We start from the raw sequence: 16,893 nt of genomic DNA, 5'->3' as shown, positions 1-16,893 counted from the left end.
CCGCTACATTGCCCGGATGAAGCACCGCCTGCTGGTGATCCAGCACCAGGAGATGTGTCCACCGGCGTGGTTCGGCGCCTGGGTGAACGGCGCCGGGATCGAGACCGACGTGCTCGACGCATCCTCGGGCCGGGCCATCCCGGCCGCGCTCCCCGATCACCACGGGCTGGTCGTGCTGGGCGGCTCGATGGACGCCGACGACGAGGGCACGCCCTGGCTGCCCGCGACCCGGGCGCTGATCGCCACGACCATCGCCGGCCGGCTGCCCTTCCTCGGCATCTGCCTAGGCCACCAGCTCGCGGCACTGGCCCTGGGCGGCACCGTCGGGCGCAACCCGCACGGCCGGTACCGGGGGCTGAGCCCGTTCAACCCCACCGCCGAGGGGCGGGAGGACCCGCTGCTCCGGGCCGTGCTGCCCGGGGCCCCGGCCATCCAATCGAACCAGGACGTCGTCCTGGACCTGCCCCCGGGCTCCCGGGTGCTGGCCACCTTCGCCGACGGCACCGTGCAGGCGGCACGGTTCGGCGAGCGCGCCTGGGGGGTGCAGTTCCACCCGGAGGCCAACGCCGACGTCTTCGCCGGGTGGTTGGACCACGAGGCACCGAAGGTGACCCCGGAGGTGCGGGCGGGCTTCGGCGAACTGGGCGACCGGGTGCGTGCCGCCGAATCCCAGCTGCGCAGGTCCTGGCAGCCGCTCGCGCAGCGGTTCGCACAGGTGGTCAGGGGGTCGGCCGGCGACTGAGGCCGGTCAGTCGCGGGGCGCCTTCACCACGATGACCGGGCACGCCGCGGCCTCCAGCACCTTGTGGCTCACCGAGCCGAGCAACTTGCCGGCGAAGCCGCCCCGGCCCCGGGTGCCGATGACCATCAGGTTGGTGCGTCCGGTGGCGGCGGCGAGGGTGGTCGTGCTCGGTCCGTGCAGGATCTCGACCTGCACCTCCACGTCCGGGTAGCGACTGCGGGCGACCTTGATGGATGCCTCCACACGCCCCCGCTGGCGTTCCTCGATCGCCTGCCACTCCGGGCTGTCCGGCTCGGTCACGACATACCCGTCGACCACCTCGAGGTACCAGGTGCTCAGGCAGACGACCGGCACCGAGCGCAGCGCGGCCTCCCGGAAGGCGACGACGGCCGCGGCGGCGCTGTCCCGGCTGCCGTCGACGGCGACGAGCACCCGGTCGGCGAACGCCTCGGTCACCTTGACCTCGCGGTTGACCACCGCCACCGGGCACGTCGCGTGCATCGCCGTGTTGAGCGAGGTGGTGCCCAGCAGGAACTGTCCGATGCCACCCTTCTGGCCCGAGCCCACGACGATCATCAGGGCCTCGTCCTGGAACCCGACCAGGGCGGCGGAGGCCGCACCGGAGGCCTCCACGACCTCCACGGGGAGGTCGGGGTAGATCTTCTGCACCGTGGCGGCGGCATCCCGCGCGTACGGCGGGGCCTGCCCCTCCCTGCGCAGGACCTCCATGACGGCCTGGCTGCTCATCGACGGGTCGTCCTCCAGCGCCCCCACCGCGGTGACCTCGGCCGAGTGCACCAGGCGCAGCGGGACCTGGTGCAGCGCCGCCGCCTTCGCCGCCCACAACACGGCGGCGGAGTCGGTTCCGGTGCCGTCGACCCCGGCCACGATCGGGCGCACCGGCGCGGGGCTCGTGCTCTGCTGCTCTCCACCCTCGGAAGTCATGCCCCATTATGGCCCATCACCACGCCTCCCGGCCTGGCCGGCACCCGCTGCCTAGCATGGGCTCCATGGCGGACCGGCGCGTGCTCGCAACCCTCCTGCTCGCCGCCTTCGGGGTGCTCGCGGTGGGGCACCTGGCGGCCCAGCTGGCCGGGGCCACCCGCCTGGCCGATATCACCCAGTGGCTGCTGATGCCCGCGCTGGCCGGCGCGCTCCTGACGCTCACCGCGCGTCCCCGCCCCCGCCTGATGGTGCTGACCCTGGTCGCGCTCGGGTGCTCCTGGGTGGGTGACACCGCGCCCGACCTGACCGACGGCGACGCCGCGTTCCTGGTGATGGTCGGGGCCTTCCTGCTCGCCCAGCTCGCCTACATCGCGGCCTTCTGGCCCGACCGTCGGCGCAGTGTCCTCCTCGTGCGCCGGCCCCTGCTGACGGCATTCGTGCTGGCCGTCGCGGCACTGGTGTGGGCCTGCGCCCCGCACGCCGGGCCGCTCCTGGTGCCGGTGCTCGTCTACGGCCTGTGCCTGGGGGCGATGGCCGTCCTGGCCACGGGCGTGCACCCGGCCGCGGGCGTGGGCGGCGGGCTGTTCCTGGTCTCGGACGGGCTGATCGCGCTGGACGCCTTCGCCCCGGGCTACCACCTGGCCCACCACGGCTTCTGGGTGATGCTCACGTATGTGCTGGCACAGGCCCTCCTCGTGCTCGGGGTCGTGCTCCGGGCCCGGGAAACCCGGTAGACGGTCGACCGCGGGCCAGGGCAGGGTCGGGGTCATGAGCGGGAGGCCAGCGGGGTTCGAGTATGTCGTGCGGGACGGGTCCGTGGTGCAGATCCTGCACCACGGGCGGGTGGCGACGACGCTGCGCGGGCGCCGTGCGGCCGACTTCCTGGAGGACGTCGGGGCCGGCGACGACCAGCAGCTGATGGCCCGGCTAACCGGCAACTACCGCCACGGCAACGAGCGGGTCGCCAAGAACCACCCGCGCAACCGCGGGCGCTGACCCGGGCCCGACGGGCGCACGGGGCTCACGCCGGGTGCTGTCCCCCGGCGCACCAGGCCCGCAGGCCCCGCTCCCCCGACCGCATCATCGCGGTGTGGTTGGCCCGGAGCAGCGGCCCGACGAGGCGGGCCCATCGGGACAGGCCGCGCACCGCCACGACGGCCTCCTGGTCGTAATGCGCCCGCGTGCCCCCGGACCCGTCCGCCTCCACCCGCCACTGCGCCCACCCGCGGAGGTCCCCCTCGATCGAGACCCACAGCACCCGGGCCATCGGGTCCTGGACCTGTCGGGTCAGCACCAGGTGCAGGGTGTACGGCAGGCGGCTCCGGATCCGGACCCGGCCACGTTCCCCATCGAGGCGGCCGGCACCCCGGACCTCGGACCACCACCGCGGGTACCCCTCGGGGTCGGCCAGCACGGCATACACCTCCTCCGGCGGAGCCGGCACCGACCAGGTGTGCTCGAAGACGAACACGACCGGCGCGCGCCCGCCCGGGCTCATCGGCACGACCGACTGGTCCACATGACCGGCACGCTACGGGGGAAGGGCCCGCGGGCCCAGCCGGGGCGCCTCGCTATGGTCGAGGCATGTTCACCGGGCTCAGCGCCTTCCCCCTCACCCCGCTGGTCGACGACCGGCTCGACGAGGCGTCCTTCGCGGCCCTGGTGCTGCGCGGGCTGGGGCTGGACCGGTGAGCACGCCGACGCCGCCGGGCTCCCGGCCGGTCCCGGAGCCCCCGACAGCCGACCAGGTCGCGGACAACCTGGCCGAGGTCCGGCGCCGGATCGCCGAGGCCGCGCGAAGCGTGGACCGCGACCCTGCCGGTGTCCGGCTGCTCCCGGTCAGCAAGACGGTGCCCGAGGAACGGATCCGGGCGGCTGTCCCGGCCGGTCTGACCCGGCTCGGTGAGAACAAGGTCCAGGAGGCCTCCCGCAAGTCGGCGGCGCTGTCGGACCTGGGCCTGGAGTGGGCGGTGATCGGGCACCTGCAGACCAACAAGGCCAAGGACGTGGCCGCGTTCGCCTCCGAGTTCCAGGCCCTGGACTCGGTGCGGGCGGCCCGAGCCCTGGACCGCCGGTTGCAGACGCTCGGCCGCGGACTGGACGTGCTGGTGCAGGTCAACACCTCCGCCGAGGAGAGCAAGTACGGCCTGCCACCCGAGGAGGTCGGGGCCTTCCTCCAGCAACTGCCGGCCTTCACCGCGCTGCGGGTGCGGGGGCTGATGACCCTGGCCGAGTTCACCCCGGACCAGGCACGCGTGCGGGCCTGCTTCCGGCTCCTTCGCGAGCTGCGCGACCGCCTCCGGCACACCGCCCCGGACGGGGTGGGGCTGGACGAGCTGTCGATGGGGATGTCCGGCGACTACGAGCTGGCGATCACCGAGGGCGCCACGGTCGTCCGGGTGGGGCAGGCCATCTTCGGGCCGCGCGCCACCCCGGACAGCTACTACTGGCCCGGGTGAGGCGGATCCCCGGGATCTGCGAGAGGCTAGGAGTGCCGCGCCGGCGGACGACATACCGATCGGGAGGGTGACCGATGGATCAGGCGACAGCAACCGCGACCGTGCTGGCAGGCATCGAGCGGACCCGGCCGTGGCAGGAGGCGCTCTACCGCGACCTGCACGCCAACCCCGAGCTCTCGCACCAGGAGGAGCGCACCGCCGCCCAGGTGGCCGAGAAGCTGACCGAGCTGGGGTATGCCGTGCACACCGGCATCGGCGGGACCGGCGTGGTCGGACTCCTGCGCAACGGAGACGGCCCCACGGTGCTGCTCCGGGCTGACATCGACGCGCTCCCGGTGCAGGAACAGACCGGCCTCGACTACGCGAGCACGGTCGAGGCCACGGATCCGGAGGGGAACCGGGTCCCCGTCATGCACGCGTGCGGACACGACGTGCACATCACCTGCCTGTTGGGCGCCGCGGCCCTCCTCGCCGCCGACCGGACCGCATGGCAGGGCACGGTCGTCGTGCTCTTCCAACCGGCCGAGGAGGTGGGCGACGGCGCGAAGGGCATGGTGGAGGACGGGCTGGCCGACCTGGTCGGCACCGTGGACGTCGCCCTGGGCCAACACGTGCTGGCCTTCCCCGCCGGGCAGGTGGCGACCCGCCCCGGCCCGACCCTGTCCGCCTCCGACAGCATGCGGATCACGGTGTACGGCAGGGGCAGCCACGGCTCGATGCCACAGTTCGGGGTCGATCCCGTCGTGCTCGCGGCCATGATCGTGGTCCGTCTCCAGACCGTCGTCTCCCGCGAGGTCGCGCCCACCGACCCGGCCGTGCTGACGGTCGGCAGCATCCAGGGCGGGTCCAAGAGCAACGTGATCGGCGACCGGGCGGTGCTCCAGCTCAATCTGCGCAGCTACCAGCCGGAGACCAGGGAGGCCCTCATCGCCGCGGTCCGCCGGATCGTGGTCGCCGAGTGCCAGGCGTCCGGCTCTCCCCGGGAGCCCGACATCGGGGTGTTCGGGTCGTTCCCGGTGACCGAGAACGACCCGGCCGCGACCGGGCGTGTCCGGGACGCCTTCGACGCCGAGTTCGGGGAGGCCTCCGTGGACCTGGCGTTGCAGTCGGCGAGCGAGGACTTCAGCGACATCCCCGCGGCGCTCGGTGCCCCCTACTCCTACTGGGGCATCGGCGGGGTGGACCCGGCGGCCTATGCGCAGGCACAGGCCGCGGGCACCCTGGCCCGGGACGTCCCGAGCAACCACTCACCGTTCTTCGCACCGGTCGTCCAACCGACCCTCGACACGGGCACCCGGGCCCTGGTCACGGCGGCGCTCGCCTGGCTCGCCGACGGCTGACGCCGTCACGCGCCGGGTATACCTGCTGGGATCAGGCGCCGGGCTGGACCTGGGACCGGAGCGCGCTGACGTCGCCCTTGTCGAAGCCGAACCCGAGGCTGGTGATCCGCTTGCCCTGGGGCACGTGCACCAGCCGGTTGCCCTCGAAGCGGAGGTCGGCGGGACCCGTCACGGGGAACCGCTTCAGGGTCATGCCGAGCGGGTTGCGCAGCTGCACCTCGTGCGGCTCGATCTTGATGGTCGGGTTGGCCAGGTTCAGCGCGCCGACCAGGGCCAGGATCCCGCCCGCGACCACCGAGATCCACTGCTCGGTCATGAGCGAGACCCCAAGCAGCAGGAGACCCACCACGAGGAGCGTGATCGCCAGCGGCTTGCTGTACCTGATTGTCATAGGTTCCATATCGTCCGGTGCCGGGCCGATGACGACCCGTCCCGTTCCCCTTTCGTTGTGTGTGGCTCTCGGTCGGAGCCGATACTGCGACGGTCGATGTGCGCCTGCGGTTCCCTCCCTGCCTGCAGCGAGAGTGCGCAGTTCGGCCCACTGGTAGACGGTTGGAGGCACTGGTGGAATGTCCGGACGGTGCACCAGTGGCCCGGACCGTCTACCAGTGTGACGGACACGGCCACCGTGGCTGCTCCCGAGGGAACCCGGGGTCATCGGACTCCGGCAGGACTATGAGACGGGGCCGCGCTGCGTCCGGGACCTGCTCATAGCCGTGCACGAGCGTTACGCGGGGCAACCACCCCCGCGGTGATCGGGCGTCAGGCCCGGTCGCCGGGGCGGCGCAGGTCGAGGAGGTGCCGGGTCGAGTGGGCCACGAACGGTTGTCCCCCGCGCATCATCCGGTCCAGTGCACGGAGGGCGTCCTCGTACCGCTCGACGGTGAAGTCCGGCACCCACCACACGCACTTGCGCAGGATCCAGACGATGGCTCCCACATCGAAGAACTCCATCCGGCACCGGGCGGTCCCCAGCCCCACGACCTCCAGACCGACCCCCTCGGCCTGTGCCGTCTCACGCCGCGGATCGCGGCCCCGACGCTCTTCCGGCAGTGGCCCCAGGAAGTACTCGATGAGTTCGAAGGCCGAACCGGGTCCCACGTGCTGGGCGAAGTAGTGCCCGCCGGGACGCAGGACGCGGTGGATCTCTGCCCAGTCGGGTGCGACCGGGTGTCGCGCGGTCACCAGGTCGAACGTCCCGTCCCGGAACGGCAACGGGGCCCCTGGCCGGGTCTCGACGACGCGCACCCCGCGCGGCCCCAACAGCTCCCGTGCTCGCTGTGCGTTGGGCGGCCAGGACTCGGTCACCACCATGCGCGGCGGCAGGACGGGTGCTTCGTCGATCACCTCACCGCCGCCGGTGTCGATGTCCAACCCGCACTCGGCCCGCGCGAGGCGCCCGGCCGCCTGTCGGGAGAAGCCCCACGGCGGTCGTTCCTCCGTCGCCCGTCCTGCCAGCCAGGCGAAGCCCCAACCCGTGACGTCGGCCGCGACTGCCTCGGCGACCAGCTCCTCAAAGTCACGCATCCCCGGGCCGCCGGTCAGGGCCGACAGAAGTCGGTGACCTCGCCCGGCGTCACGAAGCCCGCAGCCTGATACGTCGCGACGGCTGCCGTGTTCGACGACGGCGTCGCCACCCTGGCGCTCGAGCACCCCATCCGGCGCATCTGCCCGGCTGCCGCCAGGGTCATCGCGCGTCCGTGCCCGCGCCCGCGGTGACCGCCGTGGACGCCCAACGGCTCGATGACCCCCGGTCGGTCGCGACCCGCCGACCACACCGTGGTCGCGGCGACGGCGACCCCCTGCTCATCATACCCGAGGAGACACGCGGCGTGGCGATAGGCGTGGCCGTCGGCCATCTGCCGCCAGCGATCGACCGAGAACGACGATCCGGGGAAGGCCGCCACCTCGACCCTGACCCGCTCCTGCACCAACCCCGGCCCGACGACCTCGATCCGCAGTGTGGAGGGCGGAACCGGCTGCGCGAGGTCCCGGTGCAGCGGCGTCCACGGGTCGTCGGCTCCCCAACCCCGGTCGGTCAGGACCTGCTGGAGCGCGGTCCCGAACCTGGCCTCGACGATCGCCCGGCCCGGCGGCAGCAGTTCGCCCAGGGCTTCGACGAAGTCGTCGGCGACGTGGTGGGCGATGCCCTCGTCCCCACCCGCCTCGGGGGCGATCGCCATACGGATCAGTTCCGACTCGTCGAGGAACCCGACCGCCACCGTCTCCCCATCGCGAGCCCACTCCCGCAATGCCCCCGCGAGCGCTTCGGCGCCGAAGCGTTGGTACCAGCCCAGGTCGCCGGGATGGACCTGGACGGGGGCGCCGTCGCGCTGCCACGACGCCACCGTGTCGATCACCCGGGGAAGGTCAGCGGTCGAGGGGGTCGTCATCGTGATGGCCACGCGGCCAGGCTCGCACGGTCCGCGGCCTCCTGCCACGGGTTTGATGCGTCAGTGACAATGCCGCCACACGTTGGACCCGGCAGTCATGCGATCGGCAAGGGCGAGGTCTTAGTGAGCGAGCATCTCGATCGAACGAGGCTTCACACGTCGCACCTCCACGGATCGACCAGCGTCACGCCCGTGTGCTCGAAGTCCTTCACGTTACGCGTCGCACACCTGGCGTCGTGCGCCAGGCAGATGGCAGCGATCTGGGCATCCGCGGTGCTGATCGCGGCGCCCGCCGCCTCACGAGCCGCGAGCACAGTCGCGTAGTGCTCGGCCGCAGCATCGTCAAAGGGCAGTATCGAACGACTCCCCCGGTACGGCTCGATCGCCGCGTCGATCCGTGAGGCCAGTGCATCCTTGCGCCGGCCGTCCGGAAGCCGGCGCACCCCAGCCAGCAACTCCGCGAGAGTGATCGATGTGATCGCAACATCGTCCGTCAATGACGCGAGCCACCGGACCACGCGCTGCTCCGGCGTGGGCCGGAAGATCTCCGAGATGACGTTCGTGTCGAGGACGATCACTCGAAGTCCACCCACCGGGCGACGTCATCGCGTTCTGGAACCGCCAGGCCCTCGACACCCCCGACGTCCTGCGCGGCCGCCAGCAATGCCATGCCGATGTGTGGCCGCCGAGCAGCCCTGGTGAGGATGTCGCGGACCTCGGCCTCCATGGAGCGACCGCGCTCCTTTGCCTGCTTGGCGAGTTGCCGCTTCACCGCCTCGTCGAGACCTCGAACGATAATGGATGACATCAGCGATCACCTCCTGCGCTATCACCAACGATAGCACCGGCTTTGAGCCCTCACCACAACTTCCCACCCGCTGTGCAGCGCGTCAGGCTCCCGGAGGAGACAGCGCCTCCAGCAACCAGGCGTTTCGCTGACGCAACAGCTTTGTCATGTATTGGGTCAGGACGAGTGAGTTCACGGCCCGCCCGAGCGGTCCGGCTGGCGACTCGAACTCGACGATGTCGGTCATGCGAGTCCCCTCTGCCGTCGCGCTGAATCGGTGCTCGTGCCACCAGCGTCGAAATGGGCCCGAAACCTGCTCGTCCACGAATCGATGAGGAGCTTCGTATTCGCTGATGACCGACGTCATCGGTGAAAGGGAGCCCGAAGTGCCTAGCCCTCCACGTCACGAAGTCCCCAAGATGCATCACACCGGTCGCCACCCCGTCGACGACGCGTTCCCCGGAGTCGGACATCGACGCCTGATGCGCATCCACGGACAGGCTGAGCTCGAAGCACCGCTCCGGCAATGCACGAATCTCAGTGACCAGATTCGATCTGTGGCACCACGCAATCGTAGGTGGCTGCGCCGATCGGGCGGGCTGCGCGGGCCCTGTCCGGGTCACCCGCTCGCGGTCAGCGGTCGCCCTGGTCCGCCTCCGTCACGCGGGTTGCCGGCAGCTCATGCCAGGCCAGCCGGACCTCGCCTGGCGTCCCGCGAAGCGCGTCGACGAGCGCGTCGGCCGCCGTCTCCAAGGAGTCGAAGCCGTCCTCCCCCGCCGAGGCCAGGACGATCCGCCACCCGTCCTCGTCGGTCAAGGGCGCGGACTCGACGGTGAACCCGCCCCAGTAATGGACGCGGACCCCGCCCGCGCCGTCGGCGCCCGGGTCGCGCGTGAGAGGCTCCAGGAACGCCTCCACCGCGCGATCCGCCGCGGAACCGGTGACGCACGCCTCGACCTGAACGGAGGTGTCCACGCCGAAGGGCCAGTCCTCGTACCAGTCGCTGCTGGGTCGGAAGGAAGGGATCTCGGTCGCCTCAGCCATGTGCCACTCCCCGTGCCTGTCGGTGATGGTCATCGTCGACGCCGCCAGGTGCACCGCGCGGCGTGAGGTCGGGCCTGCCGGCGACGGCCGTGGCCTTCCCCTGTGTCCATGACACTATCCGCCCGATGGGTGTCGCACTCAAGGTGGGATTGAACGGCGGGCTAGACGTTAAACCGGAACTCCACCGAGTTCCAGCACGTAGAACCATCTGGCTACGCCGGGCTCGATCTGCAGAGTGACGCCTTGCCGGCCATCCAGTTAGCACAGCGAGCTGGCCCAGCCCGCTGAAGCGGCCATCACGGCCGCGTCTCGTTCCCGGCGTCGTCTCGATGCTGAAGTCCTCGCAGCAGGACATCGACGAGTCCGACCGCAGAGGCCCGCCACGCTTCGCTGGGATTCACCGACGCGACACCGCCGAGCGCGCGCAACAGATCGACCGGGTCAATACCAGCACTCAACTGCCCAGAGCTCTGAGCCTGAAGAACCAGCTCAGCGACGCTGGACGACAACCGCTCGGTCGAGTCACGGAAGAGCGCGTCAGGGCCACGCAACAGCGTGCCGAGGACTTCCGACATCCCCCTCTTGGTGTCGAGGAACTCGACGAACAGCAGCAACCACTCGCGAAGTGCCTCGATTGGGTCGCGTTCGGCTCCAAGCTCTCGGGCCGCGGTCACGAGAGCGTCGACTTCCTCGGTGTAGATCGCTTCGATCAACGCGTCACGCTGAGGAAAGTGCCGATACAACGTCGCAATGCTCACGCCGGCCTCTTGCGCAACGCGGTCCAAGCTGCCGAGACCGCCGTCCTCGTCGACGACCGCTCGCGCGGCGGCGATGAGCCGAGACCGGTTGCGTTGCGCGTCGGCGCGCGGCCTACGGCCAGTGGGCGGACTCATGGCACAACGCTTCCCATCGACCCAGCGTAAGCGTAGAGTCACTACGGATCACAATCCGTAGTATCCCTCCGTTTCGAGTTAGGAGCACCATGCCCGACCTCACCGTCCTGATCACTGGAGCAACAGACGGCATCGGACGTCGACTCGCCACGCGGTTCGCGCGCCCCGGGAACCACCTGCTCCTCCACGGCCGTGATGCTCGTCGAGGAGCTGACGCGGTCGCCGAGGCTGAATCGGCGGGCGCTTCGGCACACTTTCTACCCGCCGACCTCGCTTCGCTCGACGACGTACGAGTGCTGGCCCACACCGTCCTCGACACCTGCGACCAGCTGGACATCCTTGTCAACAACGCCGGCATCTCGGTCCCCGGTGGACCTCGCGAACAGACCCCAGAGGGCTTCGAGCGACACCTCGCGGTGAACTACCTCGCACCGTTCCTCATGACGCGGCTCCTACTGCCGACGCTCAGCGCTGCGCGGCCGTCCCGCATCGTCAACGTCGTCTCGGCCGGCCAGAGCAGCATCAGCTTCGATGACCTCATGCTGAATAGCGGCTATAGCGGCACTCGTGCCTACGGTCAGAGCAAAGTCGCACTCGGCATGCTCACGTTCGATCTCGCCCAGGAGCATGCAACCAGTGTCTTGACCGCGAACTGCCTGCATCCCGGAACGCACCTCGATACGACGATGGTCCGAGCCGCAGGCATCGCCCCATCCGGCTCGGCCGACCAAGGAGCGCAGGCCGTGTTCCGACTGGCGACCGACCCCTCGCTGGCGGACACGACTGGGCACTACTTCGACGGCACGCGCAGAAGCCGGATGCATCCGCAGGCGTACGACACCGATGCACGCGCGCAGCTGCGCCGCATCAGCGAGCGTCTCACCGGGCTCGTCCACTGAATAGCGGGAGATGTTCGCGCCGCGTGACTAAACGTTGAAGCGGAACTCCACCGCGTCTCCACACATAGGGCAGTCTCGCGGCGCAGGATACCCCGGGTTACGTCGCTTCGCGCCTGCGGACCACAGCCAGGCGCACTCTGAACACCCTTCTGTCGGCGCTGCCCTTCGAAATCAGCCCTGCCGGCGAGCCGCCTGTCGCCACCCTCAAGCCTACACGCCACCAACCCCAAAAGCGATCCATACGGGCGTATGGTAATGTGGTTCAACCATACGCACGTATGGGTCTGAAGGAAGGAGTGGTCTGTGTTCCGGGCCTTAGAAGCAGTGGGGGTGCTGGCACCGATCGGCGGCATCGTGTTGATGATCATGTACCGGCAAAGGGCCCGGACGGGCGTGACGTGGGGAATAGCAGGTGCCGTCGTGGCGCTAGCAGCGTCGATCGTCGGATTCCTCGGGCCGCGCCTGTCCCTCTTCAGCGGCGGAGGAGCCTCAGGCGAGGCGTTCCTTGGCACTATGCGAGCGTGGGCGCTGCTGCGGGTAGCTCTGCTCGCCGTGAGCGTGATCTTGGTCGTGATCGGCGCATTCGCGGGCCGCCAGGGCGGACGGACCCCCGTCGCATGGCTCTCGACGGGGCTCGCACTGGTGGCGGTCGGATCTGCGCTGACTTTCGTACACGTGGGCTTGGGGACGAACAACGAGGATCTGTCCGAGATCTTGGGGCTGCTCGTCGAGACGGCGCAGTTCGCTCTGCTCGGCCTCGGCGTCCTTCTGCTGTGTCTCGCGGTAGTCAGCGGTCGGCCAACCGCGGATGGACGGCGGGAACCCGCGGCCGCTGTGGCAAACGCCGCTATCAAGGCCAAACAGTTCTACGATCGTGCTCATGTCAACCGCCGCTGACGCACTCACCGAGCACGTCATCGACCTGATCTCAAAGTCCGGGCTCGAGACCCTCAGTGTTCGGTCGGTGGCGAGTCGGGCCGGTGTCTCGATCGGGGCCGTACAGCACCACTTCCCGACGAAAGCAGCCATGCTGAGAGCGGCGCTGCGCACTGTAATCGCGCGATCGGCCGAACGGTATGGTCAGGCCACGTCCGCGCAGGACGCCAGGGGTCGCCTTGTGACATTGCTCAAGCTGCTCATCCCGTCAGGGATCGACGACCCTACTGCGCGTGTGTGGGTCGCCTTCTCGGCACGTGCCCTGACAGACCCGGAGATCGGTGAGGTCTACCGCGATCTTTGGGTACGCCTACGCGCCGAGGTCGCAACCTTGATCACCGAATGTGACACCGATGCAGAGAACGTCAACGCGCGTGCGACAACGGTGCTTGCCCTCGCCGACGGTCTCACGATCGACGTGCTGGCAGGTGCGATCACCGTCGAGGAGGCCCGCACCATCATCACGCGGTGGGCGGAGGGCGCGGCCCAGTGACAGCCCACCGTTGAGCGTCCGGATGCGGAGATTCTGGATACCGTCGGTCTCGCGCTCGATCCCCTCGATGCATGAACGGAGCCCCGGCTGCGGCAGTGTTGATAACTGAGCCGCGCGCGCGGCGGCACCTAGACGTTAAATCGGAACTCCACCACGTCACCGTCGGCCATGACGTAGTCCTTGCCCTCCATGCGCACCTTGCCGGCGGCACGGGCCTCGGCCATCGACCCGGCCGCATCGAGGTCGTCGAAGGAGACGACCTCCGCCTTGATGAAGCCGCGCTGGAAGTCGGTGTGGATGACCCCGGCGGCCTGCGGCGCGGTCCACCCCTTGGTGATCGTCCAGGCCCTGGTCTCCTTGGGGCCGGCGGTCAGGTACGTCTGCAGCCCGAGGTTCTGGAAACCCACCCGCGCGAGCTGTTCCAGCCCGGGCTCGGTGACGCCGACGGACTCGAGCAGCTCGGCGGCGTCCTCCGGGTCGAGCTCGGCCAGGTCGGCCTCCAGCTTGGCGTTGAGGTAGATGGCCTCGGCCGGGGCGACCAGGGCTGCGAGTTCGTCGTGCAGACTGGCGTCGGTGAGGCCGTCCTCGTCGAGGTTGAAGACGTAGAGGAACGGCTTGGTGGTGAGCAGGCCCAGCCCCTTGGCCAGCTTCGCGTCCACGCCGGCCGCCTCGCCACCGACGAACAGGGTGGTCCCCTCCTCGAGCACCCGCTGTGCGGCGAGCGCGGTGTCGAGGACCTCCTTGTCGGTCTTCTTGCCCTTGACCTCCTTCTCCAGCCGCGGGATGGCGGTCTCCAGGGTCTGCAGGTCGGCCAGGATCAGTTCGGTGTTGATCGTCTCGATGTCGTCCTTGGGCGAGACCTTGCCGTCGACGTGCACCACGTCGTCGTCGACGAAGGCGCGCACCACCTGGCAGATCGCGTCGGCCTCACGGATGTTGGCCAGGAACTTGTTGCCCAACCCCTCCCCCTCCGAGGCGCCGCGCACGATGCCGGCGATGTCGACGAAGCTGACCGGCGCCGGCAGGATCCGGGCGCTGCCGAAGATCTCGGCGAGTCGGGCCAGGCGTGGGTCGGCGAGCGGCACGACCCCGATATTGGGCTCGATGGTGGCGAACGGGTAGTTCGCCGCGAGCACGGTGTTCTTGGTCAGCGCGTTGAAGAGCGTGGACTTGCCGACGTTGGGCAGTCCGACGATTCCGATGGTGAGGGCCACGGGGACAGGAGTCTACCGTCGCGGCGGCGCCGGACGGTCCGGGGTTTGGGCACGGGAGGGTGACCTCCTGCGCGATGCGCTGACTTGGCATACGATCGTGAGCCATGACAACGACTCAAGGGGCGGGTCCTGGCGCCAGGTTCAGCAGTGCGCTGCTCGCCGGACTCATTGCGGGCTTCATCTGGATGGTCATCACGGTCCTGCTGGACGGGTTCAGCGACGCCGCCATCGTCGGCGGCGGTTTCGGCTTCCTCATCGGTGGTGCGGTGGTCACGGCGCTGGTCGCGGGAGTGATCGGCGGCCGTCACAGCGCCGCATAGCCCCCGGACGGCCTACGTCAGGAGCATCGCCAGCCGCGCCGAGAGCGCCGGCTCGTATGCCGAGTGCAGGGTCCGCAGCGCCGCCGCCAGTTCGGCGTGGGGCCAGTCCGTCGGCAGCAGTTCGGCGGGCAGTTCCGGACCCTCCAGCAGCACCGCGTGGGCGGCGAGGGAGACCCGGGCATACTCCGCCACGGCGTCCTCGACCCGGACGCGGGAGGCACCCGCCACGGCCGCCAGGCAGGCGCTGGCAAAGGTCCGGTACCGCGCAGCCAGGCCGTCGAGGGACCACGCCTCTTGCGCGGCGGTCCGCGCGTCGGGGAGATCCATCACCAAGCGCCCGGCGAACACCCGACCACCCGCGGGCGGTGGACCCACCTGGCGGGTCAGGACGTCTCCGCGACCGTGGTCGGCATGGATCAGCACGCCGGGGCGCAGCGCACCGAACCCCAGGTTGCGCGCCTTGCGTCTCAGGTCGTCGCGATAGGCACGCTCCGTCTCGGGGACGGAGAAGAACACCGCCTCGTAGCTGCCGTCCCAGTCCGCGCCCGGCGACTCCCCCTTGGCCCTGACCCGCTCGAAGCCACTCCTGCTCGGCCCGGCCGGCCGGTAGGTCACCCGGCGCCCGGCCCTGATCCCCTCGACCGCGCCGGTGCGCTCCATCCGCGCGAGCAGGCTCCGGGCCCCGGGAGCGGTCAACCCGAGGTCACCCAGGATGGCGACCAGGGCAGCCGCCGGGAGCTCCGTCCGGCCGGCGATGCCGAAGGCGAAGAACACCTTCTCCCGGGGATCGGCGCGTGGCATAGCGACCATTCTCCCCGTTCTCCGTCCGGGCGCCGAAGCGCAGGTCAGCCGCTCTGTCGGTGGCCACTCGTACAGTTGTCGCATGGAGGGGTCGACGACGACAACACCCAGCGACCGGCCGGTGGCGGTCGGTGAGCTGGAGGCCCTGCTGCGCCGTCTCGCCCACCCCGCGCCGGACCTCGACGACATGGGGCGGATCGACCAGATCGAGGTCCTCGAGCGGTTGAAGGGCGCCTGTGCCGGCGCCCAAGCCAGGCTCGCCGTGGACTACGCCACGAGTCGCCGGGACGACATGCGGCACCGGGGCGTGTCTACCCGCGATGCCCAGCGCAGCATCGGTGCGGAGGTCGCCCTCGCGCGCCGGGAGTCCCCGGCGCGGGGGCGGGGCCACCTGAGGCTCGCGCAGGCCCTGATCGCCGACATGCCCACGACGCACCGGGCCCTCCTGGACGGCCGGATCACCGAGTTCGCTGCCGGTCTGGTGGTGCGGGCCACGGCCGGGCTCAGTCCCGCGGACCGGGCCGCGGTGGATGCCCGGCTGGCGGACTCCCTGGTGACGGTGTCCGAGACGAAGCTGGAGGCGACCGCCCGGGCCCTGGCCTACGAGCTCGACCCGGAGGCCTTCGTGGCCCGTGCCCGCAAGGCCGCTACCGATCGGAGGGTCACCATCCGGCCCGCCCCCGACGTCATGTCCTACGTCACGGCACTGCTCCCGGTCGAGGAGGGCGTCGCCTGCTACGCGGCGCTCACCCAGCAGGCGGACGCGTTGCGCCGGTCCGGCGACGAACGGACCCGCGGGCAGATCGCGGCCGACACCTTCGTGGAGCGCGTCACGGGACGGTCCCCAGCCACGGGCGTGGACGTCGAGGTGCAGGTCGTGATGACCGACCGGTCGCTGTTCGCCGGCGCCGAGACGTCCGGGCGCATCCCCGGCTTCGGTCCCATCCCGGCCGAGCTTGCCCGGGACCTCGCACGCAGGGGCACGACCCGTCCGGAGGTCCCGGACGACCCGCTCCGCGAGGTGGCGCGCGCGTGGATCCGCCGGGTGTTCCTGGCGCCGGAGGATGCCTCGGTCCGCGACCTGGACTCGGGCAGGAGGGCCTTCGACGGTCGCCTGCGCCGCCTCGTCGTCGCCCGCGACCAGGTCTGCCGGACGCCGTGGTGCGGGGCACCCGTCCGGCATGCCGATCACGTGGTGCCCGTCTCGGGTGCCGGGCGGACCACGACGCGCAACGGCCAGGGCCTCTGCGAGGCGTGCAACTACATCAAGGAGACCCTCGGCTGGTCCAGTCAGGTGGTGCGCCAGCCGGACGGGCGCGATGTCGTCGAGACGACCACCCCGACGGGACACCTCTATCGCTCCGCGGCTCCGCCCTGCCTGGACTCGATGACCGACCTGCCGACCGACTGGGCGGCGGCCCGCGACGGGCCCGCCGACACACCGGAGGCAGACCTCCGGGCGGCCGTGGAGGCCTGGCAGCGGCTGGTCGAGGAGTACCGGGACGAGGAGGCCGGGGCCGCCGACCCCTACGACCTGGAGGACGACGTGATGGCGGCGCTCTGGGCAGATGCGGGTGGGGACGACGAGGACGGGCTGGCCGGGTAGCGCGCCGGGTGCGCCATCAGC

At 70.6% G+C, this 16,893-nt stretch carries 22 protein-coding genes; 10 read left to right on the top strand and 12 right to left on the bottom strand.

The annotated features are described in order from the left end of the window. Nucleotides 1-16 precede the first annotated feature (16 nt). Nucleotides 17-742: a type 1 glutamine amidotransferase gene (locus FB467_RS06070; RefSeq protein ID WP_141784300.1), complete on the top strand. Its 726-nt coding sequence runs from the start codon at nt 17-19 to the stop codon at nt 740-742. A 6-nt stretch (nt 743-748) separates the two neighbouring features. Here the strand turns inward: FB467_RS06070 and FB467_RS06065 are convergent, their stop codons facing one another. After that, complete coding sequence (locus FB467_RS06065; RefSeq protein ID WP_141784299.1) at nt 749-1,687, bottom strand: universal stress protein; 939 nt, start codon at nt 1,685-1,687, stop codon at nt 749-751. Between the two features lie 65 nt (nt 1,688-1,752). Between FB467_RS06065 and FB467_RS06060 the strand changes: the two genes are divergently transcribed. Further along, nucleotides 1,753-2,421, top strand: coding sequence for a lysoplasmalogenase (locus FB467_RS06060; protein ID WP_141784298.1), 669 nt, complete (start codon nt 1,753-1,755; stop codon nt 2,419-2,421). Between the two features lie 34 nt (nt 2,422-2,455). Then, nucleotides 2,456-2,683, top strand: a complete 228-nt coding sequence (locus FB467_RS06055; protein ID WP_141784297.1) for a hypothetical protein — start codon at nt 2,456-2,458, stop codon at nt 2,681-2,683. 25 nt (nt 2,684-2,708) lie between these two features. Here FB467_RS06055 and FB467_RS06050 read toward each other — a convergent pair whose 3' ends face one another. Then, on the bottom strand, nt 2,709-3,206 hold the full coding sequence (locus FB467_RS06050; protein WP_211350563.1) for an SRPBCC family protein: 498 nt from the start codon (nt 3,204-3,206) through the stop codon (nt 2,709-2,711). 169 nt (nt 3,207-3,375) lie between these two features. Here FB467_RS06050 and FB467_RS06045 point away from each other — a divergent pair, with 169 nt between their 5' ends. Beyond that, complete coding sequence (locus tag FB467_RS06045; protein WP_141784296.1) at nt 3,376-4,146, top strand: YggS family pyridoxal phosphate-dependent enzyme; 771 nt, start codon at nt 3,376-3,378, stop codon at nt 4,144-4,146. Nucleotides 4,147-4,220: 74 nt separating this feature from the next. Continuing rightward, on the top strand, nt 4,221-5,486 hold the full coding sequence (locus FB467_RS06040; protein WP_141784295.1) for an amidohydrolase: 1,266 nt from the start codon (nt 4,221-4,223) through the stop codon (nt 5,484-5,486). 31 nt (nt 5,487-5,517) lie between these two features. Here the strand turns inward: FB467_RS06040 and FB467_RS06035 are convergent, their stop codons facing one another. The 8 genes from FB467_RS06035 to FB467_RS06000 form a co-directional block, all read right to left on the bottom strand. Next, on the bottom strand, nt 5,518-5,877 hold the full coding sequence (locus tag FB467_RS06035) for a hypothetical protein (RefSeq protein ID WP_228392998.1): 360 nt from the start codon (nt 5,875-5,877) through the stop codon (nt 5,518-5,520). Nucleotides 5,878-6,248: 371 nt separating this feature from the next. Beyond that, nucleotides 6,249-7,013, bottom strand: coding sequence for a class I SAM-dependent methyltransferase (locus FB467_RS06030; RefSeq protein WP_141784293.1), 765 nt, complete (start codon nt 7,011-7,013; stop codon nt 6,249-6,251). A gap of 14 nt (nt 7,014-7,027) precedes the next feature. Then, nucleotides 7,028-7,891: a GNAT family N-acetyltransferase gene (locus FB467_RS06025; protein WP_211350562.1), complete on the bottom strand. Its 864-nt coding sequence runs from the start codon at nt 7,889-7,891 to the stop codon at nt 7,028-7,030. A gap of 140 nt (nt 7,892-8,031) precedes the next feature. Then, nucleotides 8,032-8,457: a type II toxin-antitoxin system VapC family toxin gene (locus FB467_RS06020; protein WP_141784292.1), complete on the bottom strand. Its 426-nt coding sequence runs from the start codon at nt 8,455-8,457 to the stop codon at nt 8,032-8,034. Next, the gene (locus FB467_RS06015; protein ID WP_141784291.1) at nt 8,454-8,687 is read right to left on the bottom strand and encodes a FitA-like ribbon-helix-helix domain-containing protein; all 234 of its coding nucleotides are present in this window, start codon (nt 8,685-8,687) and stop codon (nt 8,454-8,456) included. The genes FB467_RS06020 and FB467_RS06015 overlap by 4 nt, the downstream gene beginning before the upstream one ends. Nucleotides 8,688-8,769: 82 nt before the next feature. Beyond that, complete coding sequence (locus tag FB467_RS19450) at nt 8,770-8,913, bottom strand: hypothetical protein (protein ID WP_342354704.1); 144 nt, start codon at nt 8,911-8,913, stop codon at nt 8,770-8,772. A gap of 386 nt (nt 8,914-9,299) precedes the next feature. Then, entirely contained in the window at nt 9,300-9,743 is a 444-nt protein-coding gene (locus FB467_RS06005; protein WP_211350561.1) for a hypothetical protein, read from the bottom strand. Nucleotides 9,744-10,006: 263 nt separating this feature from the next. Further along, the gene (locus FB467_RS06000; protein ID WP_141784290.1) at nt 10,007-10,603 is read right to left on the bottom strand and encodes a TetR/AcrR family transcriptional regulator; all 597 of its coding nucleotides are present in this window, start codon (nt 10,601-10,603) and stop codon (nt 10,007-10,009) included. An 89-nt stretch (nt 10,604-10,692) separates the two neighbouring features. Between FB467_RS06000 and FB467_RS05995 the strand changes: the two genes are divergently transcribed. The 3 genes from FB467_RS05995 to FB467_RS05985 all read left to right on the top strand — a co-directional run bounded on the left by FB467_RS05995 (nt 10,693) and on the right by FB467_RS05985 (nt 12,931). Beyond that, complete coding sequence (locus tag FB467_RS05995; protein ID WP_141784289.1) at nt 10,693-11,502, top strand: SDR family NAD(P)-dependent oxidoreductase; 810 nt, start codon at nt 10,693-10,695, stop codon at nt 11,500-11,502. 330 nt (nt 11,503-11,832) lie between these two features. Further along, nucleotides 11,833-12,399: a hypothetical protein gene (locus tag FB467_RS05990; protein ID WP_141784288.1), complete on the top strand. Its 567-nt coding sequence runs from the start codon at nt 11,833-11,835 to the stop codon at nt 12,397-12,399. After that, entirely contained in the window at nt 12,383-12,931 is a 549-nt protein-coding gene (locus tag FB467_RS05985; RefSeq protein ID WP_170230592.1) for a TetR/AcrR family transcriptional regulator, read from the top strand. Before FB467_RS05990 ends, FB467_RS05985 begins: the two co-directional genes overlap by 17 nt. Nucleotides 12,932-13,059: 128 nt before the next feature. Here FB467_RS05985 and ychF read toward each other — a convergent pair whose 3' ends face one another. Beyond that, nucleotides 13,060-14,145, bottom strand: coding sequence for a redox-regulated ATPase YchF (gene ychF / locus FB467_RS05980; protein WP_141784286.1), 1,086 nt, complete (start codon nt 14,143-14,145; stop codon nt 13,060-13,062). Between the two features lie 104 nt (nt 14,146-14,249). Between ychF and FB467_RS05975 the strand changes: the two genes are divergently transcribed. Then, entirely contained in the window at nt 14,250-14,465 is a 216-nt protein-coding gene (locus FB467_RS05975; protein WP_141784285.1) for a hypothetical protein, read from the top strand. A 12-nt stretch (nt 14,466-14,477) separates the two neighbouring features. Here FB467_RS05975 and FB467_RS05970 read toward each other — a convergent pair whose 3' ends face one another. After that, nucleotides 14,478-15,266, bottom strand: a complete 789-nt coding sequence (locus FB467_RS05970) for a PaaX family transcriptional regulator C-terminal domain-containing protein (RefSeq protein ID WP_170230590.1) — start codon at nt 15,264-15,266, stop codon at nt 14,478-14,480. Between the two features lie 82 nt (nt 15,267-15,348). Here FB467_RS05970 and FB467_RS05965 point away from each other — a divergent pair, with 82 nt between their 5' ends. After that, on the top strand, nt 15,349-16,872 hold the full coding sequence (locus tag FB467_RS05965) for an HNH endonuclease (protein ID WP_170230588.1): 1,524 nt from the start codon (nt 15,349-15,351) through the stop codon (nt 16,870-16,872). The last annotated feature ends 21 nt before the right edge of the window (nt 16,873-16,893 follow it).

It is taken from the genome of Ornithinicoccus hortensis, assembly GCF_006716185.1.
In the GTDB taxonomy this organism is placed as follows: domain Bacteria; phylum Actinomycetota; class Actinomycetes; order Actinomycetales; family Dermatophilaceae; genus Ornithinicoccus; species Ornithinicoccus hortensis.
Note: the sequence above shows the minus strand (reverse complement) of the source record. Positions and strands in the feature narration are given on the sequence as shown.

Excerpts from the sequence above, each read along its gene's own strand:
- FB467_RS06030 (WP_141784293.1), bottom strand. The coding sequence starts at position 7,013 with ATGCGTGACTTTGAGGAGCTGGTCGCCGAGGCAGTCGCGGCCGACGTC.
- FB467_RS05975 (WP_141784285.1), top strand. The coding sequence starts at position 14,250 with ATGACAACGACTCAAGGGGCGGGTCCTGGCGCCAGGTTCAGCAGTGCG.
- FB467_RS06015 (WP_141784291.1), bottom strand. The coding sequence starts at position 8,687 with ATGTCATCCATTATCGTTCGAGGTCTCGACGAGGCGGTGAAGCGGCAA.
- FB467_RS05965 (WP_170230588.1), top strand. The coding sequence starts at position 15,349 with ATGGAGGGGTCGACGACGACAACACCCAGCGACCGGCCGGTGGCGGTC.
- FB467_RS06005 (WP_211350561.1), bottom strand. The coding sequence starts at position 9,743 with ATGACCATCACCGACAGGCACGGGGAGTGGCACATGGCTGAGGCGACC.
- FB467_RS19450 (WP_342354704.1), bottom strand. The coding sequence starts at position 8,913 with ATGACCGACATCGTCGAGTTCGAGTCGCCAGCCGGACCGCTCGGGCGG.
- FB467_RS06065 (WP_141784299.1), bottom strand. The coding sequence starts at position 1,687 with ATGACTTCCGAGGGTGGAGAGCAGCAGAGCACGAGCCCCGCGCCGGTG.
- FB467_RS05985 (WP_170230592.1), top strand. The coding sequence starts at position 12,383 with ATGTCAACCGCCGCTGACGCACTCACCGAGCACGTCATCGACCTGATC.
- FB467_RS06060 (WP_141784298.1), top strand. The coding sequence starts at position 1,753 with ATGGCGGACCGGCGCGTGCTCGCAACCCTCCTGCTCGCCGCCTTCGGG.
- FB467_RS06040 (WP_141784295.1), top strand. The coding sequence starts at position 4,221 with ATGGATCAGGCGACAGCAACCGCGACCGTGCTGGCAGGCATCGAGCGG.
- FB467_RS06070 (WP_141784300.1), top strand. The coding sequence starts at position 17 with ATGAAGCACCGCCTGCTGGTGATCCAGCACCAGGAGATGTGTCCACCG.
- FB467_RS06055 (WP_141784297.1), top strand. The coding sequence starts at position 2,456 with ATGAGCGGGAGGCCAGCGGGGTTCGAGTATGTCGTGCGGGACGGGTCC.
- FB467_RS06035 (WP_228392998.1), bottom strand. The coding sequence starts at position 5,877 with ATGACAATCAGGTACAGCAAGCCGCTGGCGATCACGCTCCTCGTGGTG.
- FB467_RS05995 (WP_141784289.1), top strand. The coding sequence starts at position 10,693 with ATGCCCGACCTCACCGTCCTGATCACTGGAGCAACAGACGGCATCGGA.
- FB467_RS05970 (WP_170230590.1), bottom strand. The coding sequence starts at position 15,266 with ATGCCACGCGCCGATCCCCGGGAGAAGGTGTTCTTCGCCTTCGGCATC.
- FB467_RS06000 (WP_141784290.1), bottom strand. The coding sequence starts at position 10,603 with ATGAGTCCGCCCACTGGCCGTAGGCCGCGCGCCGACGCGCAACGCAAC.